The 25,545-nt window shown below is 63.6% G+C and carries 24 protein-coding genes; 13 read left to right on the forward strand and 11 right to left on the reverse strand.

The genetic code is table 11. The features are described from left to right. Positions 1–7: 7 nt before the first annotated feature. Genes hemH through OVA07_RS05955 form a run of 3 tightly spaced genes read right to left on the reverse strand, consistent with a single transcriptional unit; the run spans position 8 to position 4,094 of the window. Positions 8–1,021, reverse strand: a complete 1,014-nt coding sequence (gene hemH / locus OVA07_RS05945; RefSeq protein ID WP_268170549.1) for a ferrochelatase — start codon at positions 1,019–1,021, stop codon at positions 8–10. Next, complete coding sequence (locus OVA07_RS05950; protein WP_268170550.1) at positions 1,021–3,321, reverse strand: xanthine dehydrogenase family protein molybdopterin-binding subunit; 2,301 nt, start codon at positions 3,319–3,321, stop codon at positions 1,021–1,023. Before OVA07_RS05950 ends, hemH begins: the two co-directional genes overlap by 1 nt. A 5-nt stretch (positions 3,322–3,326) precedes the next feature. After that, complete coding sequence (locus OVA07_RS05955) at positions 3,327–4,094, reverse strand: Mrp/NBP35 family ATP-binding protein (RefSeq protein ID WP_268172626.1); 768 nt, start codon at positions 4,092–4,094, stop codon at positions 3,327–3,329. Positions 4,095–4,469: 375 nt separating this feature from the next. Between OVA07_RS05955 and hflK the strand changes: the two genes are divergently transcribed. From hflK to OVA07_RS05970, 3 genes are all read left to right on the forward strand, one after another. Continuing rightward, on the forward strand, positions 4,470–5,594 hold the full coding sequence (gene hflK, locus OVA07_RS05960; RefSeq protein ID WP_268170551.1) for a protease modulator HflK: 1,125 nt from the start codon (positions 4,470–4,472) through the stop codon (positions 5,592–5,594). A 1-nt stretch (position 5,595) separates the two neighbouring features. Beyond that, positions 5,596–6,447, forward strand: a complete 852-nt coding sequence (gene hflC, locus OVA07_RS05965; RefSeq protein ID WP_268170552.1) for a protease modulator HflC — start codon at positions 5,596–5,598, stop codon at positions 6,445–6,447. A 140-nt stretch (positions 6,448–6,587) separates the two neighbouring features. After that, positions 6,588–8,120 (forward strand): Do family serine endopeptidase, encoded by a 1,533-nt coding sequence (locus tag OVA07_RS05970; protein ID WP_268170553.1) that lies wholly within the window; start codon positions 6,588–6,590, stop codon positions 8,118–8,120. A gap of 80 nt (positions 8,121–8,200) precedes the next feature. Here the strand turns inward: OVA07_RS05970 and OVA07_RS05975 are convergent, their stop codons facing one another. The 5 genes from OVA07_RS05975 to OVA07_RS05995 all read right to left on the reverse strand — a co-directional run bounded on the left by OVA07_RS05975 (position 8,201) and on the right by OVA07_RS05995 (position 12,386). Further along, entirely contained in the window at positions 8,201–8,443 is a 243-nt protein-coding gene (locus OVA07_RS05975; RefSeq protein WP_268170554.1) for a hypothetical protein, read from the reverse strand. Between the two features lie 97 nt (positions 8,444–8,540). Further along, positions 8,541–10,676, reverse strand: a complete 2,136-nt coding sequence (locus OVA07_RS05980) for a PBP1A family penicillin-binding protein (protein ID WP_268170555.1) — start codon at positions 10,674–10,676, stop codon at positions 8,541–8,543. A gap of 112 nt (positions 10,677–10,788) precedes the next feature. After that, entirely contained in the window at positions 10,789–11,187 is a 399-nt protein-coding gene (gene msrB, locus OVA07_RS05985) for a peptide-methionine (R)-S-oxide reductase MsrB (RefSeq protein ID WP_268170556.1), read from the reverse strand. Between the two features lie 49 nt (positions 11,188–11,236). Then, positions 11,237–11,917, reverse strand: a complete 681-nt coding sequence (locus OVA07_RS05990) for a hypothetical protein (protein WP_268170557.1) — start codon at positions 11,915–11,917, stop codon at positions 11,237–11,239. A gap of 112 nt (positions 11,918–12,029) precedes the next feature. Beyond that, positions 12,030–12,386 (reverse strand): CC_3452 family protein, encoded by a 357-nt coding sequence (locus OVA07_RS05995; RefSeq protein ID WP_268170558.1) that lies wholly within the window; start codon positions 12,384–12,386, stop codon positions 12,030–12,032. A 153-nt stretch (positions 12,387–12,539) separates the two neighbouring features. Between OVA07_RS05995 and OVA07_RS06000 the strand changes: the two genes are divergently transcribed. Then, positions 12,540–13,034 (forward strand): winged helix-turn-helix transcriptional regulator, encoded by a 495-nt coding sequence (locus OVA07_RS06000; protein ID WP_268172627.1) that lies wholly within the window; start codon positions 12,540–12,542, stop codon positions 13,032–13,034. Between the two features lie 86 nt (positions 13,035–13,120). Here OVA07_RS06000 and OVA07_RS06005 read toward each other — a convergent pair whose 3' ends face one another. Then, positions 13,121–13,417, reverse strand: coding sequence for a UrcA family protein (locus tag OVA07_RS06005; RefSeq protein WP_268170559.1), 297 nt, complete (start codon positions 13,415–13,417; stop codon positions 13,121–13,123). Between the two features lie 226 nt (positions 13,418–13,643). On the opposite strand from OVA07_RS06005, the gene OVA07_RS06010 reads away from it, so the two are divergent. From OVA07_RS06010 to OVA07_RS06020, 3 genes are read left to right on the forward strand one after another with little or no spacing between them, the layout of a single operon-like run. Beyond that, the gene (locus OVA07_RS06010) at positions 13,644–13,910 is read left to right on the forward strand and encodes a hypothetical protein (RefSeq protein ID WP_268170561.1); all 267 of its coding nucleotides are present in this window, start codon (positions 13,644–13,646) and stop codon (positions 13,908–13,910) included. Between the two features lie 34 nt (positions 13,911–13,944). Next, positions 13,945–14,793, forward strand: a complete 849-nt coding sequence (locus OVA07_RS06015; RefSeq protein ID WP_268170562.1) for a diacylglycerol kinase family protein — start codon at positions 13,945–13,947, stop codon at positions 14,791–14,793. A 35-nt stretch (positions 14,794–14,828) separates the two neighbouring features. Beyond that, the gene (locus OVA07_RS06020) at positions 14,829–15,677 is read left to right on the forward strand and encodes a metallophosphoesterase family protein (protein ID WP_268170563.1); all 849 of its coding nucleotides are present in this window, start codon (positions 14,829–14,831) and stop codon (positions 15,675–15,677) included. Positions 15,678–15,679: 2 nt separating this feature from the next. On the opposite strand, the gene panC is transcribed toward OVA07_RS06020, so the two are convergent. Further along, positions 15,680–16,537: a pantoate--beta-alanine ligase gene (gene panC / locus OVA07_RS06025; protein ID WP_268170564.1), complete on the reverse strand. Its 858-nt coding sequence runs from the start codon at positions 16,535–16,537 to the stop codon at positions 15,680–15,682. 100 nt (positions 16,538–16,637) lie between these two features. Here panC and OVA07_RS06030 point away from each other — a divergent pair, with 100 nt between their 5' ends. From OVA07_RS06030 to OVA07_RS06055, 6 genes are all read left to right on the forward strand, one after another. After that, entirely contained in the window at positions 16,638–17,456 is an 819-nt protein-coding gene (locus OVA07_RS06030) for a division plane positioning ATPase MipZ (protein WP_268170565.1), read from the forward strand. Further along, complete coding sequence (locus OVA07_RS06035; protein WP_268170566.1) at positions 17,456–17,746, forward strand: molecular chaperone DnaJ; 291 nt, start codon at positions 17,456–17,458, stop codon at positions 17,744–17,746. Before OVA07_RS06030 ends, OVA07_RS06035 begins: the two co-directional genes overlap by 1 nt. A gap of 39 nt (positions 17,747–17,785) precedes the next feature. Then, positions 17,786–19,198 (forward strand): phosphoglucomutase/phosphomannomutase PgmG, encoded by a 1,413-nt coding sequence (pgmG, locus tag OVA07_RS06040; protein WP_268170567.1) that lies wholly within the window; start codon positions 17,786–17,788, stop codon positions 19,196–19,198. 79 nt (positions 19,199–19,277) lie between these two features. Next, positions 19,278–20,984, forward strand: coding sequence for an Hsp70 family protein (locus tag OVA07_RS06045; RefSeq protein WP_268170568.1), 1,707 nt, complete (start codon positions 19,278–19,280; stop codon positions 20,982–20,984). A 10-nt stretch (positions 20,985–20,994) separates the two neighbouring features. Further along, positions 20,995–22,752 (forward strand): hypothetical protein, encoded by a 1,758-nt coding sequence (locus OVA07_RS06050; RefSeq protein ID WP_268170569.1) that lies wholly within the window; start codon positions 20,995–20,997, stop codon positions 22,750–22,752. A gap of 22 nt (positions 22,753–22,774) precedes the next feature. Continuing rightward, entirely contained in the window at positions 22,775–25,189 is a 2,415-nt protein-coding gene (locus tag OVA07_RS06055) for a ligase-associated DNA damage response DEXH box helicase (RefSeq protein WP_268170570.1), read from the forward strand. A gap of 104 nt (positions 25,190–25,293) precedes the next feature. Here the strand turns inward: OVA07_RS06055 and OVA07_RS06060 are convergent, their stop codons facing one another. Continuing rightward, the gene (locus OVA07_RS06060; RefSeq protein WP_268170571.1) at positions 25,294–25,545 is read right to left on the reverse strand and encodes a hypothetical protein; all 252 of its coding nucleotides are present in this window, start codon (positions 25,543–25,545) and stop codon (positions 25,294–25,296) included.

Below are 25,545 nucleotides of genomic sequence, written 5' to 3' on the forward strand. Positions count from 1 at the left end.
AGAGGGATCATATCCAGCCGGCCAGTTCCTGCCGGACCAGTGCTTCGATCAAGTCCATGCCGGTATCGCGCGCGTTCAGGCATTCCAGCGCGGCAAAGTGGGTGCCGCCAGCGGCGACGAAATCATCCCGCCCGCGAATGGCCAGCTCTTCCAGCGTTTCAAGGCAATCGGCGGAGAAGCCCGGCGCGGCAATGGCAACACGGCGCACATCGGTCTTGGGCAGCGCGGTCAACACGGCGTCGGTGGCCGGCTCCAGCCACTTGGCCTTGCCAAAGCGCGACTGGAATGAAGTTTCGATACGCAAGGCGGCGTGGCTGGCGGCAAAGCGTTCTGTCAGCAGCCGCGAGGTCTTGTAGCAGTGGCAGTGATAGGGATCGCCCAAGTGCAACGTGCGTTCGGGCATGCCGTGGTAGCTGAGCAGGAGCAGATCGGGCGTGAAATCGAGCGCGGCGATCTGGCGGGCAAGATCGGTATGGAGCGCCGCGATATAGGCCGGATGATCGTGATAGGCAGGCAGGGTGCGCAGGGCGGGCAGGCGGCGGCGCGCCTTGATCCAGTCGGCCACGGCATCCAGTGCCGACGCCGTGGTTGCGCCCGAATAGTGCGGGTAGAGCGGAGCGATGAGGATGCGTTCGCAACCCATGGCCAGCAGCGCGTCAAGTTCCTTGTCCATGGCGGGCGACTGGTAACGCATGGCATGGCGGACGATGGCCGTATCGCCCAGCCGGGCCTGAAGCGCGCGGGCCTGCGCGGCGGTGATCGCGGCAAGGGGGGAGCCTTCGTCGGTCCAGACCTGACCATAGGCGTGAGCAGACTTTTTGGGCCGGGTGTTGAGGATGATGCCGCGCAGGATTGGCTGCCAGACCAGCGCGGGGATTTCCACCACCCGGCGATCTGACAGGAACTGTTTGAGATAGCGCTTTACCGCTGGCGCATCGGGTGCATCGGGCGTGCCGAGGTTGACCAGCAGTACGCCGACCTTGCCGGTGAGGATTTGGGGGTGGTCGGCAGGGCGTTCCATCAAAGACCTTCGGATATCAGGGGCAGGCGGCGGAAACGCACGCCCGTGGCAGAAAACAGCGCGTTGGCAATGGCGGGTGCGACCGCCACCATGCCCAGTTCGCCGGGGTCGAACGGGTCTTCGTTGCTGTCGGCAAAGGCAATATCGACTTTGGGGCAATCGGCCAGCAGCGGCAGGCCAAGTTGTGACAGGCGCCCGGCCAGTGGCCGCCCTTTGGCGTAGCCGCTGGACCCGCCGACGGCGTGGGCAAGGCCGAACATCAGCCCGCCTTCGATCTGCTGGCGAGCGATGTCCATGTTCACGATGCGGCCGATATCGACATAAGCGGACAGGCGTTCGACGCGGACCACGCCTGCTTCCTGCCGGGCGGTGGCGACGACCGCGATCAGGCCTTTGCGGGTGATCTTGCCAGTGGTGGTCAGTGTCAACTGGTGGCAGGCGATGCCTTGGCCCGATGCATCCAGCCCGCCGCCCCACTGTGCCAGCCGCGCCACGCCGGACAGGCATGCAACAAGGCGCGGCTCGCCTTCAAGCATACCGATGCGGAATGACAGCGGTTCCTTGCCCGCCTTGTGCGCCAGTTCATCGACGAAACTTTCGGTGAAGAACGCGGTGTAGCCGTGGGCCTGCCCGCGAAAGCGCGCGGTGGGCAGGGGCAGCGCGACGGGGACGTGATCGACCGCCTTTTCGGGAATGCGATAGAGCGGCATTGCGCCTTCGCAGGCCATCGGATCAGCCTGATCCTGAAGGTCCAGCGCGTCGCGGATGCCTTGTCCATCCAGCAGGCGCGCGCCCGATTCGAGCGCGGTGGCGGGTAGAGCCAGCCGCGCGCGCCAGCCCAGCGCGCGGGTCTTGTCCGGACTTAGCGCGCCCTCCAACATGGCCGAAACCGGCGTGCGGGGTGCGCTTGCCAGCGATTCCTGCCAGCGCGAATAGGTAAGCTGAACGGGCTTTGCCAACGTCACGGCAAGGGTGGTGACTTCGGCGGCGATGCGCGTGTCTAGCCGGGCATCGAAGCTGCCGCCAGCATGCATCGGATAGACGATCACATCATGGCGGGACAGGCCAGCGGCGCGCGCGGCGGCGCGGCGGGCCTGTTCGGGGGCTTGCGTTGCCAGCCACAGCTCCAGCTTGCCGTGGCGCAGGCGGGCGGTGGCGCTGGCGGTTTCCAACGGGGCATGGAAGGCCGCTTCCACATCGTAGCGGGCGGAAAGTTCGGGCTTTTCCAGCAGGGCGTCGGGATCGCCTTCGGCCCAGAGGCGCGTGGCGTTGCCCTTGGTCAGCGCGGTGTCCAGGGCGACCAGCACCTTTTCGCTGTCGGCAATGGGGCCATCGGCATTGAAGCGCGGTTCCATGGCGCGCACCGCCTTGTCAGCTGCGTGCCATGTGGTGGCGGCAGCAGCCAGCCAGCGTTTGGCGCGTACCACACCGACAAGGCCGCGCACACGGGCGGCGGCCTGTTTGTCATAGCTGGTAAGCAGGCTGGCTCCTTGCGGGCCGTGGGCGATGGCGACGAAAACCATGTCGGGAAGGCGCACGTCGCCCGCGAAGGTGAAGCTGCCGTCGACTTTGGCGGGAAGGTCCAGCCGGGGGCGGCGGGCGGGCGCGCTTTCGGGGAACTGGCCGGGGCGTTCACGCGGGGGTTCTGAGCGCAGGACAGGGACCGAGGGCGGATCGTAATCCACCGCGCTGTCGAGCAATTGCGCGAAAGACAGGTGATTCCTGTTGTGGCTGACCACGCCGTCGCGCACGATGCATTCTTCCCAGCCCACGTTCCACCGGTCTGCTGCGGCCTGCGCCATCATCGCGCGCAGGGCCGCGCCCGCTTCGCGCAACGGAGCTTCGAATGCGGCAAGCGCGGTGCCGTCTGCCGTCATCATCAAGGGCGCGCGTTCGGCATGAAGACGTGCGAGCGTGCCGCCGGGGTCTTCGCCCAGCGACGCGAAAGCGGGCATCCACAGCGGCGCCCAGCGTGCCGACAGCACTGCATCGGCATAAGCAGGGCTGATCGGCGCGGCTTCCACCGCCACACGCCGCCAGTCAGCCCCGGCTTCATCCGCCACGATCTGCGCGACCAGCGTGGTAATGCCCTGTCCCATTTCGCAGAACGGGACCGCCACGGTCAGTATGCAGTCCTTGCCGCCTTTGGCCCGCCCCACTTTAAGGAAGGCGTCAACGACGTGTTCGTCCTTGCCCGCCTGCAGCGGCACGGCATGGCGGCGCGGGATCAGCGGAAAGGCGATCAGCAGCGCGCCGCCGACGCCTGCGCCCACCAGCAACCCTCGCCGCGTCAGCCGCATCGGCGTCAGCGCTTTGCGTCAAGCCACGCGAGCACGGCCCGCGCGATGGACAGGAAGGCTTCGGCCTGCGGACTGTCACCAGCAGCGGGCGGGTTGCCCGCGTCGCTGTCGCGGCGGATCGACAGGTCGAGCGGAACGCGGCCAAGGAAGGGCAGGCCCATGGTCTTGGCCGCCGCTTCTGCGCCGCCGCAGCCGAAGGGATCGCTTTCCTCACCGCAATGGGGGCACAGATAGCCGGACATATTCTCGACCATGCCGATCAGCGGCACCTGCCCCTGTTCGAACAGGCCGATGGCACGGGTGGCGTCCATCAGCGCCAGATCCTGCGGGGTGGAAACGATCACCGCGCCCGCCGGTTTGTGCTTGGCCAGCATGGTCAACTGTACGTCGCCGGTGCCGGGTGGCAGATCGACCACGATGATTTCGGTGTCGCCCCAGTGCGCATCGATCAACTGGCCCAGCGCATTGCCCGCCATCGGCCCGCGCCATGCGATCGCCTGCCCCGGCTGGACCAGATGGCCCATCGACAGCATCGGCACACCATAGGGCGACGCGATGGGGTGCATCTTGTTGCCTTCGGCTTCCGGCTTGCGGCCTTCGGTCATCAGCAGGCGTGGCTGTGATGGGCCATAGATGTCGGCATCGACTAGCCCGACCTTGCGGCCAAGGCGCGCCATGGCGACCGCCAGATTGGCTGAAAGCGTGGATTTGCCTACGCCGCCCTTGCCCGATCCGACTGCGATGATGACCCGCGCCTTGCGTTCGGCGGTCATGCCCAGCCGCACTTCGGCCACGCCGGCCTTACGCGCCGCATCACGCACGGCCATTTCCAGCTTGTCCCGGTCCAGCCGTTCCAGCCCACCCACATCCAGCATGATCGTGGCTGTGCCATCGGCCAGTTTCAGCGATTGCAGCCGGTCTACCGCCACGGTGTTCAGCGCATCGCGCAGCGCCTGTTCTTCGATGCTCACGTCAATTCCCTGTTTCGGTCGCGAACGGACCATTCGCTTGTGCCCTAGCAGATGAATTTTGGGGAAAGGACACTGTTTTTCGCGCAAAGCGTTCCTATAACACTTCTCATGACTGAAATGGGCGGATGGATCGCACGAGGACTGTTTGGGCGAATGGGCCGGAACACGGGCCTTTTCATGACCGGCAGGAAAAGCCCCTGGGGGGGCGGATCAGGTGGAACTGGATCGGGCGGGAACGAACCGCCTGCTTCGGGTTCTGGCGGTGAAGGCGGCGATGGCACGCCACCCCCTGCCAGCGACGGCCCGCGCAATCCGTGGTTGCCGCCGCAATCGGCTGGCGATCCGCAGCGGCGCGGTCCCAACATCGAAGATATCTTCAAGGCACGCGGCAAGGGCCGTCCCGGAGGCGGTGGTGGTGGCGGTCCGCGCGGCCCGCAGATACCGCGCCTGCCGCAGCGACCTGATGGCAAATCGTGGGCACCGGTGGGTATCGCGCTGATCGTGGCGATGTGGCTCGGCTCATCAATGGTCCACCGCATTTCGCCTCAGGAAAAGGGCATAGTCACCACGTTCGGATCGTATTCGCGCACTCTGGATTCGGGCATGGCACTGACCATGCCGTGGCCGATCCAGTCGGTCAGCGTGACCGACGTGACATCAATCCGCCGCGAATCGATTCCCGAAGGCGATGGCGAGAAGCTGATGCTGACGGGCGATCAGAATCTGGTCGATCTGACCTATCTGGTGCGCTGGACGATCAAGGATCTGAAGCTTTATTCCTTCCAGCTTGCCGATCCCGACCAGACCGTGCGCGAAGTGGCCGAAGCCGCGATGCGCCAGTCGATTGCCGAAGTGACTCTGAACGACGCGATGGGCTCGGGCCGTCAGCAGATTGAACAGAACGTACGCGAACGCATGCAGCGGGTGCTGGATGCCTATCGTTCGGGCGTGGCAATTCAGGGCGTGGACATCAAGAAGACCGATCCCCCGGCCAAGGTGGTGGATGCCTTCAAGGGTGTGCTGGCCGCCCAGCAGGATGCGCAGAGCGAGATCAACCGGGCGCAGGCCTGGGCACAGCAGCTTACCGCCCGCGCACAGGGTGAGGCGACCGCATTCGACAAGGTGTATGAACAATACAAGATGTCGCCCGAAGTCACGCGCCGCCGCATGTATTATGAAACGATGGAGCGCGTGTTGAGCCAGACCGACAAGGTCATTCTCGAATCGAACAACGTGCAGTCCTATCTGCCGTTGCCCGAAATGAAGCGTACCCAGCCCAAGCAGCCGGAAGGGGGCAACTGACATGACCTTCCTGCAAACACTGTGGAATGACCACAAGGTCGCGATCATCGCAGCAGGCGTGGCGCTGGTGGCGGCGGGAAGCTGCCTGAAAGTGGTGGATGAAAAGACGCAGGCCGTCGTCGTCCGACTGGGCCAGCCCGATCGCGTCATCAACCGCTTCAAGCCCAATGCCGATTTCGGCCAGACCGGAGCGGGCATCGTCTGGCGCATCCCGTTCATGGAACAGGTGGTCGAGGTGGACAAGCGCATCCTCGATCTGGATATGGAGCGCCAGCAGGTGCTTTCAGCGGACCAGCGCCGCCTTGAAGTGGATGCCTTTGCGCGGTTCCGCATTATCGATCCGGTGCGGATGGTGCAGACGGCGGGCACGACAGCGCGCGTGGCCGAACAGCTTCAGCCGATCATGAATTCGGCTCTGCGGCAGGAACTGGGCAAGCGCAGCTTCGGATCACTACTGACCGCTGATCGCGGCAAGGCAATGGAACAGATCCGGCAGGGATTGGACCGCGAAGCGCGCGAATATGGTGCTCAGGTCATCGACGTGCGGATCAAGCGGGCCGACCTTCCCGAAGGCACACCGCTGGATTCAGCCTTTACCCGCATGGCCACCGCACGCGAACAGGAAGCGGCCACGATCCGCGCACAAGGGCAGAAGCAGGCGCAGATCATCCGCGCCACAGCAGAGGCGACGGCAGCCAAGACTTATGCCGACAGTTTCGGCAAAGACCCCAGCTTCTACGATTTCTATCGCGCGATGCAGAGTTATGACGCAACTTTCGCGCAGAAGGGATCGAGTACGTCCGTCGTGCTTTCTCCTGATAACGAATACCTCAAGCAGTTTCGGGGCAAGTAAGCCCGGCGCTGTTTCGGGGCTATGAACGCAAGCGAACGTCGCCATTCAATGTCCGTTCAGGCAAAACGGCGTGAACAGGCGGCGGGGGAAGTCAAAGGCGCCTGTTGCGGCGCATCGACCATTAAAGAGGACCAGGCCACGTGCGATATGCTTATGGTGTGACTTCGGCGCTGCTGCTCGCTGGCAGCGCACTGACCCTGGTAACAGGTTTTCCGGCAGGCGCGCAGGTTGCGCAGAACGACCATTCCGAAATGCAGAGCGTTGTGCCGCGCGCGGGCGCGCCGTCCAGCTTTGCCGACCTGACGGAGCAGCTTCAGCCCGCCGTGGTCAACATCTCTACCCGCCAGCGGGTAAAGGTGCAGAACAACAACCCGTTTGCCGGCACGCCCTTTGCCGACATGTTCGGCGGCGGTGGCAATGGCCCGCAAACGCGCGAGGCACAGTCGCTGGGTTCGGGCTTCATCATCTCTGCCGATGGTTACGTGGTCACCAACAATCACGTCATCACGGCTGACGGGCAGGGCGAGGTCGAATCGATCACCGTTACCACGCCGGATGGCACCGAATATCCGGCCAAGCTGGTGGGCAAGGATGCCGCATCCGACCTTGCCGTGCTGAAGATCAGCGCGCCCAAGGCCCTTCCGTTTGTGAAGTTCGGGGATTCGCGCAAGGCGCGCGTAGGGGACTGGGTGATTGCCATCGGCAATCCCTTCGGCCTTGGCGGCACGGTGACGCAGGGGATCGTTTCGGCGGTCTATCGCGCCACGGGTTCAGGTTCTGCCTATGACCGCTATCTGCAGACCGATGCGTCGATCAACCGGGGCAATTCGGGCGGTCCGATGTTCGACATGGCGGGCAATGTGATCGGCATCAACAATGCCATCTTCTCGCCCACAGGTGGATCGGTGGGAATCGGGTTTGCCATCCCGGCTGAAATCGCCGCGCCGATCGTGGACAAGCTGCGTGCCGGTCAGTCGATCGATCGCGGTTATCTGGGCGTGCGCATCCAGCAACTGTCCGAAGACCTTGCCGCATCGCTGGGCCTGCCCAAGAACCGGGGCGAATTCATTCAGGCTGTCGAACCTAATCAAGCTGCGGCCAAGGCGGGTATCCAGGCGGGTGACGTGGTGGTCAAGGTGGACGGCAAGGATGTGACACCGGACCAGACGCTGTCCTTCATCGTGGCCAATACCACGCCGGGCAAGCGTATCCCCATCGAACTGCTGCGCAACGGTCAGCGGCTGACCGTGCAGACCGTGGTGGGCAAGCGTCCCAGCGAGGAAGAGCTGGCGCAGCAGACCTTTGATCCCGATGCGCAGCAGGATGGTGACCAGTTCGGCGGTAAGCAGCAGGCTCCGCAAGGGCCGGGCGTGCTGGAAAACACGCTGGGCGTTGCCGCCATTCCGCTGACGCCGCAGATTGCGCGGCAGTTGGGTGCCGGTGAAGATGCCAAAGGCGTAGTGATTACTGCTGTCGATGGTTCGTCGGACGCCGCATCCAAGGGGTTGCAGCGTGGCGATATCGTGCTGTCGGCCAATTATGTGACGGTTGCGACGATTGCTGATCTTGAAAAGATCGTGCGGACGGCCAAGGCTGAGAACCGTGAAGCCGTGCTGCTGCGCATTCAGCGTCGTGGCCAGCCTGCCACGTATATGCCCGTGCGCCTGCGCTGACAGGCAAGTCTGCAAAGACGGCAAACAGAAAGGGCCGCCCTTGCCGGGGCGGCCCTTTTGCTTTGTGGTCTATCCAGCGATCAATAAGTCGATGGCGGATCGCTGGCGGGGAAGCTTTCGTCGGCGGCTTGGTCCACCTTGTCCCAGTGCTTGGGGTTGGATCGCATCCCTTCAGTGCCGGCAGAGCGGATATTGGCGAAGTTTCCGCCGGTTTCCTCACCATCGGCAAAGGCGGCAGGCGCATGTTCGGCTTCGCGTTTCTGGACCGCGCGATAGATCACATATCCGGCCGCGCCCATGGCGGCCCATTGCAGCAGGCTCATTGATCGTCTCCTCTCGGTTGAAGGCCTATGCCTTCCATCGAACAGCCAACGATCAATCGCGCAAAAGGTTCTTGGACTGCGGCTCTTTAGGGTTCAGTCAGTTAACCGGGATCGGCCGTGCCCGCGACCCGATGGGGGGGTCTGTCTGTCGTTCTCCCTGTCGCCCGGTGGCGCGATTCAGGAAATCGTCATTGGCAGCCGCTGGAGCTTCGTCCTGCTGATCGGCAGGATAGGCGTCGGGATTGAAAGTGTCGGTATCACGATCATTCTGGCGGCGTGCCGGGTCGACCAGATTGCCCTGTTCGTCGACATAGAAATAGTCGTCCGGACTGCCCTGCATCGCTTCATCGTCAGGTTCGAGCTGCCATTGCGGCAGCTTCAGTTCGGTATCGAACTTTTCGACCGGACGCTTGGCCGTGGCGACTTTCATATAGGCGGCAAAAGCGCGTGCGGGTGCGGCGCCGCCCTGAAGGCCTGCCACTGCCTTGGCATCATCTCGGCCCATCCATACGCCGGTGGTGATGCCGCTGGAAAAGCCCAGGAACCAGCCATCCTTGTTGGATGATGTGGTGCCAGTCTTGCCTGCCACAGGCCGTCCGATCTGCGCGGCGCGACCGGTGCCAATGTTCACCGCCGTCTGCATCAGGTCGGTCATGCCCGCCGCGACATAGGGCGGGACAAGCTGCTGCTGGCTTTCCGGGCGATGCTGATACAGCACTTCGCCATCGGTGGTCGTCACCTTGCGGATGCCATAAGGGGTTACCGACATGCCCTTGGCCTGTACCGAGGCAAAGGCGCGGACCATGTCGATCACGCGCACTTCGGACGATCCCAGCACCATCGACGGCAGTGTGTTGATCGGCGTGGTGATGCCAAATCGGCGCGCCATGTTGGCGACCTGACCAAAGCTTACCTCGTTGCCAAGCTGCGCGGCCACGGTGTTCTTGGAATAGGCGAACGCGGTGCGCAGGTCGATTTCGCCCGCGTAACGCCCACCGTCGTTGCGCGGCGTCCAGCCATCAATGGTCACCGGTTCGTCGACCACCCGGTCATCGGGTGTATAGCCCGCTTCCAGTGCGGACAGATAGACGAACAGTTTCCACGAAGACCCCGGCTGGCGCACCGCGTTGGTGGCGCGGTTGTAATTCGAGGTTACGTAATCGGTGCCGCCGACCATCGCCAACACGGCCCCGTCGCGGTCCACCGATACCAGCGCGCCTTGCGTACCCTTGGGGGCAAACCCGGCAATGGCATTGGTGGCCGCGCGCTGCATGATCGGGTTCAGCGTGGTCCACACTTCGATGGGCTGATCGTTTTCGGGCAGCAGGATATCAAGCTGGGGCAGCGCCCAGTCGGTGAAATAGCGCGCCGAGTTCTGCCCTTCGGTGTCGCTGACCATCTTCACTTTCTTGAAGTCCACCGCAGCGGCTTCCTGCGCGGTCAGCACGCCGTTGTCCTGCATGGTCTTCAGCACCACGCCCGCGCGGCCCACGGCGGCATCGGCATCGGCGGTGGGGGAATAGCGCGACGGCGCTTTCACCAGACCTGCGATGATCGCGGCTTCGGGTAGGGTGATGTCTTCGCCCGCATGGCCGAAGAACTTGCGTGCAGCAGAATCGATGCCATAGGCGCCGCCGCCGAAATAGACCTTGTTCAGATAGAGTTCGAGGATCTGGTCCTTGGAAAACTTCTGTTCCAGCGCCAGCGCCAGCACCCATTCGCGCGCCTTGCGGCCAAAGGTCTTATTGTTGTTTAGGAAGATGTTGCGCGCCAATTGCTGGGTGATGGTCGATCCACCCTGCCGCCACGCCCCTTTTTCCACGCGCACCATCACCGAACGCACGATGCCGATGGGGTCAACGCCCCAGTGGCTGCGGTATCGGCGGTCTTCCACCGATATCATCGCATCCTTCATCGGCTGGGGGATGCGTTCGTAGGGAATCCATTTGCCATAGCTGGGACCAAGCGTGACGATTTCCGACCCGTCCGCCGCGCGCACAACGATCATCTGCCCTGTCTGGCTGGATTTCAGCCCCTGATAGCCTGGCAGCGACTGGGTCGTGACTGCCACCGCCACTGCCAGCGACACCACGCCCAGCACGGCAAAGCCCAGCCCCCACATGAACAGGCGGCCCATCCACCGGCGAAACGCCGAAGGTTGACGACTTGCTTTGGGGTCTGTCGGATCGGACCGCCCGCCATCGGGTCGGCGGGGAATGTCCCGTCTGGCCATTAGTAGTCTGTCGCTTCTTTCATTGCGGTTGCCGCGCAAGGCGCACGTTCACGGCCCTTTGCATAGGGCATTCGTAACGCAGGGTTAACCGCTAATCGCTGAACCGCCCAACTCACTCGTCCGGCGTGAAATCCAGCGATGCGCTGTTCATGCAATACCGCAGGCCGGTAGGGTTCGGTCCATCGGGGAAGACATGGCCCAGATGCCCATCGCAGCGGGCGCAGCGCACTTCGACGCGGACCATGCCGTGCGACACATCGCGGTGTTCGTCCACCGCGCTTTCATCGATCGGCGCATAAAAGCTGGGCCAGCCCGATCCACTGTCATATTTGGTGCCCGACGTGAACAATGGCGCGCCACATCCGGCGCAGTGATATTCGCCATCGGCCTTGTTCTTTTCATAAGCGCCGGTGAAGGCCCGCTCTGTCCCGCCTTCACGCAGGACATGATACTGTTCGGGCGAAAGCTTTTCACGCCATTGGGCATCGGTCAGGTTGAGCTTGTCGGACATGCGGGGGATCTCCTTGATGGTGCCCATATGGGCATTGCCCCGCACCGCCTCAATAGTGCGTTTTCTCGTCCGGTTTGGCGAGGTCATAGCAATGGGCGATGTCATATCGGTCGACTCCCCCTTGCGTTGCTTTGGCCTCTGCGGTCATGGCTTCGCGCGCCTGCGCCAGTGCGCGGTCGGCCTCGTCCCCGCTGCGTCCGTTGGCCATCATCGCTTCGCGTTCGCGCGCGGACAGCACCGATACCAGCGTGCGCAGATCCTGCGCTGCGGGGCTTAAGCCTTCGCGCCCATGCACTTCATCATAGGCAAGGCCCAGGATCGCCGCGCACTGCTTCAGATCGGGCACGATCAGCGGCGCGACTGAGGCATCGAGCATCGCCACACATGGTTGCGCCAGCGCTGCCAGCGCGGCATCGGGATCTTTTGCGCTTTGCAATGTGCGCACTTCGCCTGCGATCAGATCGCGCACGGCCTCGCGCGGCAAACCCGTTTCAGCCACCACCTGCTGCCCGGTATTGGCAAAGAACGTCTTGCCGCGCAGCGCCAGCGGTGGCCAACCTTGCGGTGCATCGCCATCGGCCTGCTGCAATGCGACGACGGCAAATGCGGCAGAACAGCGCAGCGCAGCGCGGTGATCCAGGGTGATCTGGGGCGCAACGGCAGGAGCAGCGGCCTGCGAGGGGGCGGATGCGACAAGCGCAAGGGCGGTTATGGCAGAAATAAAACGCATAAGGCCTGTTGCTAGAGGCAAAAAAGGGCCGCGAACAGCATTGTGTTCGCGGCCCCGGAAGGATGGCGCGCCCGGCAGGGTAACAAGGTTGGGCGCGCGCTGGAGATTGGGTTCAGCCGGCTGCCGCTTCGTTGCAGCGGGCCAGGTCTTCGCTCGAAAGGTCACCCTGCGGCGTGGCAAAGCGGGTCACCGGACCCAGCTTTTGCGTCAACCGGGCACAGACGATGGCCGGGCGTGACGTGTCGCGCGGGGCGCTGCATTCCGTCCCTTCGCATTTCCACAGCACGCCCTTCTGGATCACTTTCTGCGCGCCATCCATCGGACGGGTCAGAGTGGCGGAATAGAACGCACCATTGGCAGCGGCGCGCGCCGGAGCGGCTGTCATTGCAAAGCTGGTGACGGTTCCGACCAGTGCCAGAATGGCGGGTGCAAGCTGGCGCAGGGCGCCGTTATGATTGGCAATCAACATCGTGGTTCCCCTGAACTTCATTGTTGGGCCACGGAAACTGCGCAAGTTGGAGAGGATGCTATTTCCGTTGCGAATCGCTACCTAATGCACTAGGTTGTAAGTTGCAACTAGAAACTTAAATAGGCGAGCGCGATGGGCTATGACACCGACGATATGGAAAAGCTTCGCGAACCTCTTGGTGAAATCGCCCAATGCGGCCTGCCCCTCGCGCTTGAGGCGATGGGAGAACGCTGGTCGTTCATGATCCTGCGTGCCGCCTTCAACGGCGTGCGCCATTTCGAGGATTTCCTTGAAGCGCTGGGCATTGCCCGGAACATCCTTTCCAATCGCCTGTCAAGGTTGGTGGAAGCGGGCATTTTGAAGCGCGAGCATTGCGCTGATGACCGCCGCCGCATCGAATATCGCCTGACGCCCAAGGGACTGGACCTGTTGCCTGCGATGCTGGCGCTGCGCCAGTGGGGCGAAAAGTGGCAATTGAACTGCATTGCCAACCCGGTGCTGTGTGATGCACGCGATGGACAGCCGATCCTGCCCATTGGCATTCAGGCACATGATGGCCGTGTGCTGGCCCCGGCAGATCTGATGTGGCGCGACCGTGGCGAACTTGATGCCGAGGATACGGTGCGGGCCTTTTCCAAAGCGATCTGACAAGAAAGGGGCCACCGGTTTCCCGGCGACCCCTTGAGTTTGGCCCGGACGGGGGACTGGTAGTTCCGCCGGGCTGGGAAACTTGCTTACTTCGCCGCCAGCGCGGTGGGGCGGATGTCCGTTTTGGCGCGGCGCGCATCGGCATAGGACTTGGCAAAGCACTGGCGTCCGGCTTCATGCTGTGCAGCGGTGATGTCCTTGCGCTTCAACCCGCAAACATCCTTGGCGGCGTCCCTCAGGCGGGCGTTCAGTTTGGCGTGGCCGGTGGGGGTCGAAAGATCGAGGTCGGAATAGACGACCGAACGAGTTCCGGCAAAAGCGGGCTGCGCGGCGGAAAGAGCAAGGCCAATGAGGCCAGCGGCAAGCAGGGGCTTCTTGAACATGGCGACATCCTTGGATCGGTGCCGGACGGGGACCGGCTGGGAAGAAGACTTTGCGGTAACTGCACCGCATGCATTTTCTCTACGCGGGTCAGAGGGTTAAAGCGCGCGGCAGTCGACCAGGCTTCGGCAACAACCGACAAGTTGCAGGGCGCACCGACGAACGACAATTGCAGGTCCACGAACTGCAGGTGTGACAATCTTGCGTCCGTTGCCTAAGCACTGAGGCATGGCGATTCTGATTACGTTTCTGCTGGGCGTCGGCAATTTTGCGCTTCACCGCGCTGTCGCGGATTCAGGCCATCCGCTGCTGGGGCGGATGCCGGAGTTTTTCCATGCGCTGGGTGGGCGCTTCACGTTGATTCTCGAATTTCTGTTGCTGGTTGCCGCGCTGACTTTTGCGTCAGAAGGCAATGTTGGCGGACCGATTGCCTATGTGGTCTATTCGGTGCTCAACAGCTTTTCATCGTGGCTGATCCTGACAGACCGGGTTTGAGGAACTCCTGCGCCTTTGCAGGGTTTGCGTGCTGATGGACATCACCCCCCTTTGGCTTGTCGTGAATGCGGCAAGCGGCAGCAACAGCGATGCGGCTGTTCATGACGTGACGGTTGCCTTGGCTCATGCAGGCTGCGCGCCTGCGCGCACGGTCCGCTTCTCTGATGAAGATCTGCCCACGCGCGATCTGCTGGAACGCGAAGGCGTGGCAACGCTGGCAATCTTTACGGGTGATGGCACCATCAACACCACCACCACCCGGATCGAAGGCTGGTCTGGCCGCGTGTTGGTTCTGCCCGGTGGCACACAGAACCTGCTGTCCAAATCGCTGCATGGCGATGTGCCTGCGTCCGATGTCGTCCGCGCCGCTGTCCATGATGGCGGGACAAAGCGCCTGCGCGTCGTCCGCACGTCGCAGGGAACCTCGCTGGTCGAAGTGCTGGCCGGGCCGGGCGCGATGTGGGCCGATGTCCGCGAAGGCGTGCGCGATCTGGACTTTGGCACGATTGCCGAAAGCTTTTCTGCCGCGTGGCGCGAAACGACCGAAGGCCCAGGCGTGCGGCTTGCCAATCCGGCAGTGGGCAGGGCAGAAGGCTACCGTGCGGTACGCATTGCCCCCCAAAACACACAGGTTCTGATTGAAGGCTACGATTTCGAAGACTTCGGCCAGTTCGCCGCGCAAGGCTTTGCCATGCTGGTCAAACGCGATTTCCGTCAGGGACCGCACGATGACCTTGGCCATTTTGACTGCGTGACGTGTCGTAGCGACAGCCCGATCGCGCTGATGATCGACGGTGAACGGCGGCAGGGTGGCACCGAGGAACACTTCGTTTGCGAGGAGTTCGATCTCGACTTTCTTGCGACACGATCAGCCGGGGATTGACCGACGCCGCCTCAGCGTCGATCACGCCGTGCCAGATGACCCGCATATTTCATATCAGCGATATCCATTTCGGCCTTGAAGATCGTCGCGCGCTCGATTGGGTGGCGCAGTGCATCGCGCGGGAAAAGCCTGATGCCGTGGCGATCACTGGCGACCTGACGATGCGCGCGCGCCACCGTGAATTTGCCGCTGCCTGCGAATGGATCAGCGCTCTGGGCGCCCCGGTCACGGTCGAGGTCGGCAACCATGATCTGCCCTATTTCAACCTGGTCGAACGCTTTGTCGATCCCTATCGCCGCTTCCGCGCGATCGAGGAACTGGTGGAACGCGAGATCGATCTGCCCGGTGCCGCTCTCGTCCCGCTGAAGACCACGGCGCGCGCGCAGATGCGGTTGAACTGGTCAAAGGGCACGGTCGGCAAGGCCGCGCTGACGCAAACGCTGGCGGCCATCGACGCCCTTCCGGCCGGTTGCCGGGCCATCGTTGCCTGCCATCACCCGCTGGTCGAAGCCGGAACGCGCGGCAAGGCGCTGACCCGTGGCGGCAGTAACGCCCTTGCCGAACTGGCGCGGCGCAACGTGCTGGCGGTGATATCGGGCCACGTCCACGATCCGTTCGACCTGATCCACCCCACGCCCAACGGCCCGGTGCGGATGATCGGCGCGGGCACCGTGTCACAGCGCGTCCGCTCAACCCCGCCCAGTTTCAACGAACTGACGCTGGCCGACGGCGATATCAAGGTGCGCGTGCGCAATCTGGAACACGTCCCCACCCGCGACATGCTGATCGAAGACGTCCCTGAAAATGCCCTACCGCCACGTGCAGAGGGTGAACCGGTAGCCCCGGTCGGGGCGGTGCCGGCAGTGGACCCGCCGGTTCACTGACTTCAACTGCCCACACTCATGTTGTCGATCAGCCGGGTGGCACCGATCCGCGCGGCGACCAGCAGGCGGGCGCTTTGGCCGGTGAAAGTGGTGATGTCTTCCAGCGTGGCAGCGTCACGCAGGTCGGCATAGTCGATGGAACTGAATCCGCCGGCCAGCACTTCGGCATTCAGGGCAGCCAGCGCGGCACCCACGTCTGCGCCGCTTTCGATGGCAGCAATGGCGCGGCGCATGGCAACCGACAGGCCTGCCGCCTGCGCGCGTTCGGAGTCGTTCAGGTACTGGTTGCGGCTGCTCAGGGCGAGGCCCGATGGCTCGCGCACGGTGGGCACGCCGATGATCGCGTCGACATGGGGCTGGGTCAGGTCAAGATCACGAGCCATGCGGCGGATCACGGCCAGTTGCTGCCAGTCTTTCTCGCCAAACAGGGCGAAATCGGGACGCACCTGATTGAACAGCTTGCACACCACCGTTGCCACACCATCGAAATGACCGGGCCGCGCCGCGCCGCAGGCCACTTCGCTGACCCCCGAAACCGAAATGTTGGTGGCATAGCCTTGCGGATACATCTGATCGACCGTGGGTGCCCACAGCACCGCCACGCCTTCTGCTTCCAGCAGGGCGGCATCGGCGGCAAGGCGACGGGGATAGGCGTCCAGATCCTCGTTCGGCCCGAACTGGCGCGGATTGACGAAGATTGACGAGATGACGTGATCGGCGCGTGCGCGCGCCTGCCGCACCAGCGTCAGGTGCCCTTCGTGCAACGCGCCCATTGTGGGCACGAAAGCCACGGTTTTTCCCCCGATTTTAAGCGCGTCGACTGCCTTGCGCAGGTCTTCCAGCCGATTGATGGTTTGCACGTTCGCGGCCTCTCCACTAAGTCCGTGTGGTGTGGGCAGTAGGGGGGCGCAAGGCCTCCGGCAAGCCCGGCAAACGTCTAGACAGTAGAGAGAACAGCCCTTGTCGAACGGCCCGCATCGCATCGTCTTCGCCAACGAAAAAGGTGGCACGGGCAAATCCACGACGGCTGTCCATGTCGCCGTGGCGCTGGCCTATCAGGGCGCGCGGGTTGCCGCGATCGACCTTGATTCCCGCCAGCGTACCATGCACCGCTATTTCGAAAACCGCGCCGAAACCATGAAGCGCCGCCAGATTGCGCTGCCCACCGCGACGTTCGAGGTTTACGGCGGTGAAAGCGCCGAGGAACTGGACGCACTGACCGAACGGTTGAGTGGATCCCATGATTTCATCGTCTTCGACACGCCGGGCCGTGATGATCCGCTGGCCCGCCATGTCGCCACGCGCGCCGATACGCTGGTGACGCCGCTGAACGACAGCTTCGTCGACTTCGACCTGATCGGTCAGGTCGATGCCGAAACCTTCAAGGTGCGTCGCCTGTCGTTCTATGCCGAACTGATCTGGGAAGCCCGCAAGAAGCGGGCGATGACCACGATCAAGGAGGCGCGCCGTGAAATGGACTGGGTGGTGGTGCGCAACCGCACCGGTTACACCGAAGCGCGCAACCAGCGTCGCATCGATCAGGCGCTGACCGAACTGTCCAAGCGTGTGGGCTTCCGCATTGCCAGCGGCCTGTCCGAACGCGTGATCTATCGCGAACTGTTCCCCAGCGGGCTGACCCTGCTGGACAAGGGCCATCTGGGCGAACTGGGCACCAGCCATCTGGTCGCGCGGCAGGAACTGCGCACGCTGGTTTCGGGCCTGAACCTGCCGGTTCCGGCCAAGCCTGCTGCCGAACTACCGCTGGAAAGCGTCGCCTGATGGCCAAACTGCTGACGCTCATCCTCATTGCCAGCCTTGCCTGCAAACTGCTGGCAGGCAAATGGCCATGGGAACTGTTAAAGGCAGACGGGCGTTCGGCAAATGAGGCAAAGGCCCGGGCTCTTCTGGGGATTTCGCGCACTGCCGGCTATGATGAAGTGATCGAAGCGCACCGCCGGTTGATCGCGCGGGTTCACCCTGATCGCGGCGGATCGTCCGAAGCGGTGCACGAAGCCAATGCTGCGCGCGACCTGCTGCTGGCCCGGCTGTCGGATCGTCGTCCTGGCTGAAGCGCAGTTTGCGGGAGGCCCGTGCGGAAGGAGTGACCGATGCGCTATACCTTCGACCCCGGCATCCTGCGAGAATACGACATTCGCGGCGTATTCGGCGAAACACTGGGACCGAACGATGCTCGCGCCCTTGGTAGGAGCTTTGGCAGCGTGGTGGCGCAGCGTGGCGGCACCTGTGTTGCAGTGGGTTATGACGGGCGGATCAGTTCGCCCCTGCTGGAGCATGCACTGGTCGAGGGGCTGAACGCCAGCGGGATCGATGTGATACGCATCGGTATGGGGCCGACGCCGATGCTCTATTACGCCGAAGCGTCAATGCCAGAGGTGCAGGGCGGCATTCAGGTAACCGGCAGCCACAATCCCGCCAATCACAACGGCTTCAAGATGGTACTTGAAGGGCGATCGTTCTACGGGGCCGACATAGTCGATCTGGGGCGCATCGCCGATGAAGGCGCTTGGATTTCCGGTAACGGACAGACCACCACCATCGACATCATGGACGCCTATGTCAGCCGCCTGATGGACGAGATTTCCGGGATCGAGAAGATTGGCGGCATCGAGGAGATCGGTCGCCTCAGCATCGGCTGGGATGCTGGAAACGGGGCTGCTGGTCCCGTGATCGAGGCCCTGACCGCGCGCCTGCCCGGCCAACATGTGCTGTTGTTTACCACCGTGGACGGCCATTTTCCCAACCATCATCCTGATCCGACTGTCGAGGCGAACCTTGCTGATCTGCGGGAGGCTGTCGTGCTGCGAAGGCTCGATTTCGGACTGGCATTTGACGGTGACGGGGACCGGATCGGCGTGATCGACGGCAGAGGCCGGGTGATCTGGGGCGATCAACTGCTGGCGATCTTTGCGCAGGACGTGCTGCAAACGCTGCCGGAATCCACCGTGATCGCCGATGTAAAGGCCAGTTCGGCGCTGTTTGCCCGGATTGCCGAACTGGGCGGCAAGCCGCTGATGTGGAAAACCGGACACTCTCCGATAAAGTCCAAAATGAAGGAGACTGGTGCCCCGCTGGCAGGCGAGATGACCGGCCATGTCTGCTTTGCCGACCGGTACTATGGTTTTGACGATGCGCTTTATGCCGCTGTGCGCCTGATCGGGGCGTCGGTCCGGCTCGGCCAAAGCGTGACGCAGATGCGCGATGTCATGCCCGAAATGGTGAACACTCCCGAATTGCGCTTTCAGGTGGATGACGCGCGCAAATTTGCCGTGGTGGATGAAGTGCGCGAACGGCTGATGGCGATGGGCGCGCAAGTGAACGATGTGGACGGCGTGCGGGTGGATACGGCTGATGGCTGGTGGCTGCTGCGCGCATCGAACACGCAGGATGCGCTGGTGGCACGGGCGGAAAGCAGCAGCAGCGAGGCAGGCCTTGCGCGGCTGCTTGCCGCAGTGGATGCGCAGCTTGGCGCATCGGGCATAGTCAGGACAAAAGGCAGCTAGAGCGCATGGAAAGTCAGTGCTTTGCGCTTGCCAAATGCGCAGGCGCTGACGCATCAGGCGGATGAAGGCGGGGAGGCGAATGCTGATCGGGATCGACTTGGGGACCACCAACAGCGCGGTGGCCCTGTGGCAGGATGGGCAAGCGCGGCTGGTGCCCAATGCGCTGGGCGCGATGCTGACCCCATCAGCCGTGGCGATCCTGCCCGATGGTACCACGCTGGTCGGTGCTGCTGCGCTGGAACGCGCAGGCGCAAAGGACGGGGCCAGCGCTACCAGCTTCAAACGGTTCATGGGCACTGATCGCAAGGTAAAGCTGGGCCGTAAGGAATTTTCGGCCGAAGAACTTTCGGCGCTGGTGCTGATGGCGCTGCGCGATGATGTTGCCGCACTGACAGGGGATGTCCCGACCGAAGCGGTGATTACGGTGCCCGCCTATTTCAACGACCGGCAGCGCAAGGCGACACGCCGCGCGGGCGAACTGGCCGGACTTGCCGTGCGCCGCCTGATAAACGAACCCACCGCCGCCGCGCTGGCCTTCGGGCTTCAGGACAAGGCCGAGCGCGAGCCGTTTCTGGTGTTCGATCTTGGCGGTGGCACATTTGACGTTTCGATTGTCGAAATGTTCGAAGGCATTGTCGAAGTGCGCGCGTCTGCTGGAGATAATCGGCTGGGCGGGGATGATTTCAACACCGCGCTGGCAGGGGCCGTCAAAGCGCGGCTCGACCCTGAAAACAGGCTGGCGGCGATCGACGAACGCCGTGCGCAAGCCCTGCTGCAACAGGCCGCCGAACGGGCGCGGCGCGCACTTACCGATGCGCAGGATGCCGAATTTGCGATGACGGTCGATGGCGTGCGGCTGGCCACCACGGTTACCGCCAGCGAATTCGAAGCGCAGGCCGAAGGGCTGATCCGCCGGTTGCGTGATCCGGTGGTGCGCGCTTTGCGCGATAGCCAGATCGACGCTGCATCGCTGAGCGAAGTGGTGCTGGTGGGCGGGGCCACGCGCATGCCGGTGGTGCGCAAGGCGATAACCCGGCTGTTCGGGCGTTTTCCCAGTTCCGCCGTCCATCCCGACCATGCCGTAGCGCTGGGCGCGGCGATTCAGGGCGGGCTGATTGCGCGCGATGGCGGCCTTTCCGAAATCCGCATCACCGATGTCTGCCCGTTCACGCTGGGCATCGAAACGGCGGAACGGTCGGCACGGGGGATGATTCAGGACGGGCTGTTTTCGCCGATCATCGAACGCAATACGCCAGTGCCGGTCAGTCGTATGGGCATTTACAGCACCATGGCCGACAACCAGAAGCACATCGAGGTCAATATCTTTCAGGGTGAGGCGCGTGAGGTTTCGGGCAATGTCCGGTTGGGCACGCTGAAAATCCCGGTCCCCGCCAAAGCGGCGGGCGAAGTGGGCATCGAGGTGCGTTTTTCCTATGACAGTTCCGGCCTGCTGGAAGTGGACGTGGAAGTGCCGCTGACCGGGGCGCAGCACAACCTCGTCATCATTGACGAGGAAGACCGCAAGGCCGCCAGCGATCTGGAGGCGCGGCGCAAGGCACTGGCCGCGCTGAAGCATCACCCGCGCGAAGAAGCGGCCAATCAGGCGCTGCTGGCGCGGGCAGAGCGGTGCTATGAAGAGTTTCTGGGCGACGCGCGCGCGATTGTGGGCGACCGCATCGGTCACTTTGCCGCCGCGCTCGACAGCCAGGAGCCGCGCCGCATCGTCGATGCTGCCGCGGACCTGACCGAATTGCTCGACATGCTGGAAGCCAACCCGCCGCTGTGAGGGACCCATCGTGACCCCGACACAGGCCTTCCGAGTGCTGGGCATTGCCAAGACCGCCAATGTGGCGGCCATTCGGCGCGCCTATGCCGATGTGCTGAAGGCGATGGATATCGACCGCGATGTCGATGGCTATGCCCGGCTGCGCGATGCGCGCGATGCAGCGCTGCGCTGGGCGCGGATGCAGGCGGCCCCAGCGGTTGAGGATGAATTCGATCCTTTCGCAGGTGTAACGCCGCTGGAAGATGAACCTGCCGCTCCGACCGAAGCGCGGGAGAGTTCAAGTTGGCTTTACTCCGCCCCCGAAGTGCTGGGTGAAGCGGACCCGACGCTGACCACACGGCTGGTTGAAACCGCGCCCCGGCTTGACGTAACGCGCGGATTTTCTCCGGCGCAGGCTCCCGCGCAGCAGGCCATCGAAGTCAGCCGCGATCCTTTTGCCCGGCCCGTCCTGCTGGGGCTGGAACCCACCGCCGATGCGGTGATGCCCGCGTGGGCGCACGAACAGGCGCTGCACCGGTTGCTTCTGCCTGCGGTCGAAGATGATGACCTGCCGCCGCTGGAAGGGTGGGAAGAGGCGATGGCGCGGGGGCATCTGAAAGCCGTGCTGCATCAGGCCGAGACGTTGAGCGTGACCGGCTTTGACGAAGTGGACAACTGGCTGGCGCGGCTGCTGGCTGATGCCTGGCCTCGGTCTGCGCCCTTGCTGGAACCGGCAGCGGTGGTGTTCGGCTGGGAAGGGGAGCGTGGGCAGGTAACGGAACGGCCCGCCGTGGCCTTCCTGAATGCGCGCCTGCGGGGCCTGCGCTTTTACCAGAAAGTGCAAGAAGCGGGCCATCCGCAGCACAAGGCATGGAAGGAACTGACCACGCCCGCGCAGCAGGGCAGCCGCAAGGGCTGGTTCGTCAAGCGCGCCGATGTGGAACAGCTTCTGGCAGGCGTGCGCAAGAACTTCCCCGAACTGGAGCACCACTTCGACCACTGGCGCGTATCGCTTTGGGAGCGGCAGGGCGGTTCTGCCGACAACTACGGCTGGTTGAGCGGCTGGCGGCTGGCATTGTTCGGCCTGATCTTTGTGGTGCAGATCCTGCGCTTTGCCATTCCATCGGGGGACAAGGATGCCGCGTCCACTGTTCTGCCGCCGGTTGCCACGGCCAGCGAACAGGCGGTGCTGGACCGCGCCGTTACCACCATCTTCGGCCCCAACGTCACGCTGGACCGGGTGCGCGAGAAGCAGCCCGATCTTGCCGCGCTGTTTTCCGCCAACCGCACCATTGCCCGGTCGGAAAACAGCGGCGACGATGCCTATATCGGCAAAGTGCGCGATCTGGTGCGCGAACGGATGTATATGACCGCGCTGGTGCAGAAGGGCTCTTTGCTGACCGATGTTCAGCGCGTGCGCGCGGATATGCTGCGGGCCGCACGCAAGATGGGCGCGGCGCAGTGCATGGCCTATGTCCGCACGCACCGTATGGCGACAGAGGTGACCGTGCCCGACACCGTGCTGGAGGCAGAGCGGAAGCTTGCGTTGCGGATGCTCGACGCGCAGCAATTGGGGCCGCCGCAACGCATTGCGAACGGCAAGGCCAGCGTGCCGGGTGAACTCGTCAGCAAAGTCATCGACGCAACCGCCATTCCCGAAGCGCGCGTGCGGCAGGCGATGGGCGGCAAGGGATCGGACGCCGACCAGTGCTCCGTTACCATTGCGCTGATCGACGCCGCGCTGGGATGGAAGGGTGCGGAAAAGGCAGCGATCCTTTCCGTCCTGTGACCTGCGCCCTATCTTGGGCGGAATGACGCTTCCTTCTGCCATAACCGACTGGTTTGCTGCGCGCGGCTGGCGGGTGCGCAGCCATCAGACCGACATGCTGCTGGCCGCGCGCACCGGCGACCACGCGCTGCTGGTGGCCGATACTGGTGCTGGCAAGACGCTGGCTGGGTTCCTGCCAACGCTGGCGGATTTTTCCGGGGACGATCTACCCGGCGATGGCCTGCACACCCTCTATATCTCGCCATTGAAGGCGCTGGCCCATGATGTGCAGCGCAATCTGCTGGCCCCGATTGACGAAATCGGCCTGCCGATCCGCGTTGAAACCCGCAGCGGCGATACCCCGTCCGACCGCAAGGCCCGCCAGCGCGCGCGGCCGCCGCATGTGCTGTTGACTACGCCTGAGTCGCTGTCGTTGCTGCTCAGCTATCCCGAAGCGGCAACGATGTTTTCAGGGTTGAAACGGGTAATCGTGGACGAGGTGCATGCCTTTGCCACCGGCAAGCGCGGTGATCTGCTGGCACTGTCGCTGGCCCGCTTGCAGGCGATTGCGCCCGATATGCGGCGTGCCGCGCTGTCGGCCACGGTGGCTGACCCTGAAGATTTCTGCGCATGGCTGGCGCCAGATGGTGATGCAGGGGCCGTGCGTCTGGTCGAAGGCGAAGCGGGCGCGCCGCCGGAACTTGCCATCCTGCACCCGCAAGACCAGCGCGTGCCGTGGGGCGGACACGCCGCCGCATGGGCCGTGCCCCAGCTTTATGACGAGATCCGCCGCAACAAGACGACACTGGTTTTCACCAACACGCGCTTCCTTGCCGAGTACATCTTCCAGCTTCTGTGGGATGTGAACGACGACAAGCTGCCCATCGGCATCCACCACGGTTCGCTGTCCAAAGAGGCGCGGCGCAAGGTGGAAGGGGCGATGGCGCGGGGCGAACTGCGCGCGCTGGTTTGCACCGCCAGCCTCGATCTGGGGGTGGACTGGGGCGATGTCGATCTGGTGGTGCAGATGGGCGCGCCCAAGGGATCATCGCGTCTGTTACAGCGCATCGGCCGCGCCAATCACCGGCTCGATTGTCCCAGCCGTGCCCTGTTGGTGCCGGGCAACCGCTTTGAATTCCTTGAAGCTTTCGCCGCGCAGGAGGCGGTGGATCAGGGCCGCCGCGATGGCGAGGATTTCCGTGCAGGCGGCCTGGACGTTCTGGCGCAACACGTCATGGCCTGCGCCTGCGCCGGGCCGTTCGATGAAGCCGCGCTGCTGGCCGAGGTGCGCTCTGCCCATCCCTACCGCTGGGTAACAGATGCACATTGGCAGCGCGTGCTCGAATTCGTTGCCACCGGCGGTTATGCTCTGCGCGCCTATGACCGGTTCAAGCGCATCGTGCGTGATCGCAATGGCACATGGCGGCTGACCCACCCTGAACATGCCGCGCGGCACCGGCTGAACGCAGGCATCATCGTCGATTCCGAAATGCTGGAGGTGCGCTTCAAAAACGGGCGCACGCTGGGCAAAGTGGAAGAGAGCTTTGGCGCGACCTTGTCTCCCGGTGACACGATCCGCTTTGCCGGGATGGACCTTGAAGTCGAAGGCGTCCGCGATCTGGAGCTGATCGTGCGCGCGGCCAAGAAGCCGGGCCAGATTCCCAGCTATATGGGCGCACGCCTGCCGCTGACCACGCATCTGTCGGAACGGGTGCGCGGGTTGATGGTGGACCGCGCGGGCTGGTCGCGCTTTCCCGATGACGTGCGTGAATGGCTGGAAATGCAGGACTGGCGCAGCAGGCTACCCGGCCCCGGCATGTTGCTGGCCGAAAGCTTTCCGCACCGCGACAAGCATTACACTGTCTATTACACCTTCGAAGGCTGGAATGCGAACCAGTCGCTGGGCATGCTGATTACCCGCCGGATGAACGAACAGGGGCTGATGCCGCTGGGCTTTGTCGCCAATGATTATTCGCTGGCGGTGTGGGGCGCGCGGCCTGTGGCCGATCCGGCATCGCTGCTTTCGCCCGATATTCTCGCCCACGAATTTGTCGAATGGGTGCAGGAATCGCACCTTTTGCGCCGCGCCTTCCGCGAAGTCGCGGTCATTTCCGGGCTGGTGGAGCGCCAGCATCCGGGCAAACGCAAGACCGGCAAACAGGTCACCTTCTCCACCGACCTGATCTATGATGTGCTGCGCAAATACGAACCCGACCATCTGCTGATCGAAGCTGCATGGGCCGATGCGCGGGCACGGATGACCGATGTGGGTCGTCTGGGCGATCTGCTGGACCGGGCGCAGGGCCAGCTTGTGCATGTGACACTTGATCGCGTGTCACCGCTGGCCGTGCCGGTGCTGGTGATGATTGGCCGCGAAACCCTGCCCGCAGGGGCGGCGGATGACGAACTGCTGTTGGAAGCCGAAACGCTGGCCGCTGCGGCCATGCGCGCGGATTGAGCCAGTTAAAACACCACCGTTTCACACGAACGGCTGGAAAGAAAATATCTAAGCTGACCGTTAGTGCTGAGCCTGTCGAAGCACGCAGGCGCAACACACAACGCTCAATTCGTTTCTCGCGCCAGCCGGTCTGTCAGTTCGGCAATTTCCGACGGGTCCAGCAACCAAGTGCGCGTGGCGCGCCCTTCGCGGTGGATCGGCTTGGTCAGCAGCACCCGCGCATTGTCGCGCGCGTGAGGTTTGTACAGGCCGTAATGCAGCGCGCAATCGCGGATCGTGCCGATGATCGGCGCGCGGCCTTCAAGATCGATCATGGTCGCGGGCTGATCCCACGGGATGTCGTCAGTGAAAGCCAT

Source organism: Novosphingobium sp. SL115 (assembly GCF_026672515.1).
Lineage (GTDB): Bacteria > Pseudomonadota > Alphaproteobacteria > Sphingomonadales > Sphingomonadaceae > Novosphingobium.

Coding starts and splice junctions, on each gene's coding strand:
- OVA07_RS06000 (WP_268172627.1), top strand. CDS start 12,540: ATGGAAAAGCTTCGCGAACCTCTTGGTGAAATCGCCCAATGCGGCCTG.
- OVA07_RS05990 (WP_268170557.1), bottom strand. CDS start 11,917: ATGCGTTTTATTTCTGCCATAACCGCCCTTGCGCTTGTCGCATCCGCC.
- hemH (WP_268170549.1), bottom strand. CDS start 1,021: ATGGAACGCCCTGCCGACCACCCCCAAATCCTCACCGGCAAGGTCGGC.
- OVA07_RS06045 (WP_268170568.1), top strand. CDS start 19,278: ATGCTGATCGGGATCGACTTGGGGACCACCAACAGCGCGGTGGCCCTG.
- OVA07_RS06035 (WP_268170566.1), top strand. CDS start 17,456: ATGGCCAAACTGCTGACGCTCATCCTCATTGCCAGCCTTGCCTGCAAA.
- OVA07_RS05995 (WP_268170558.1), bottom strand. CDS start 12,386: ATGTTGATTGCCAATCATAACGGCGCCCTGCGCCAGCTTGCACCCGCC.
- OVA07_RS05975 (WP_268170554.1), bottom strand. CDS start 8,443: ATGAGCCTGCTGCAATGGGCCGCCATGGGCGCGGCCGGATATGTGATC.
- pgmG (WP_268170567.1), top strand. CDS start 17,786: ATGCGCTATACCTTCGACCCCGGCATCCTGCGAGAATACGACATTCGC.
- OVA07_RS06005 (WP_268170559.1), bottom strand. CDS start 13,417: ATGTTCAAGAAGCCCCTGCTTGCCGCTGGCCTCATTGGCCTTGCTCTT.
- hflC (WP_268170552.1), top strand. CDS start 5,596: ATGACCTTCCTGCAAACACTGTGGAATGACCACAAGGTCGCGATCATC.
- OVA07_RS05980 (WP_268170555.1), bottom strand. CDS start 10,676: ATGGCCAGACGGGACATTCCCCGCCGACCCGATGGCGGGCGGTCCGAT.
- OVA07_RS06055 (WP_268170570.1), top strand. CDS start 22,775: ATGACGCTTCCTTCTGCCATAACCGACTGGTTTGCTGCGCGCGGCTGG.
- OVA07_RS06020 (WP_268170563.1), top strand. CDS start 14,829: ATGACCCGCATATTTCATATCAGCGATATCCATTTCGGCCTTGAAGAT.
- OVA07_RS06060 (WP_268170571.1), bottom strand. CDS start 25,545: ATGGCTTTCACTGACGACATCCCGTGGGATCAGCCCGCGACCATGATC.
- OVA07_RS06010 (WP_268170561.1), top strand. CDS start 13,644: ATGGCGATTCTGATTACGTTTCTGCTGGGCGTCGGCAATTTTGCGCTT.
- OVA07_RS05955 (WP_268172626.1), bottom strand. CDS start 4,094: ATGACCGCCGAACGCAAGGCGCGGGTCATCATCGCAGTCGGATCGGGC.
- OVA07_RS06015 (WP_268170562.1), top strand. CDS start 13,945: ATGGACATCACCCCCCTTTGGCTTGTCGTGAATGCGGCAAGCGGCAGC.
- msrB (WP_268170556.1), bottom strand. CDS start 11,187: ATGTCCGACAAGCTCAACCTGACCGATGCCCAATGGCGTGAAAAGCTT.
- OVA07_RS05950 (WP_268170550.1), bottom strand. CDS start 3,321: ATGCGGCTGACGCGGCGAGGGTTGCTGGTGGGCGCAGGCGTCGGCGGC.
- hflK (WP_268170551.1), top strand. CDS start 4,470: ATGACCGGCAGGAAAAGCCCCTGGGGGGGCGGATCAGGTGGAACTGGA.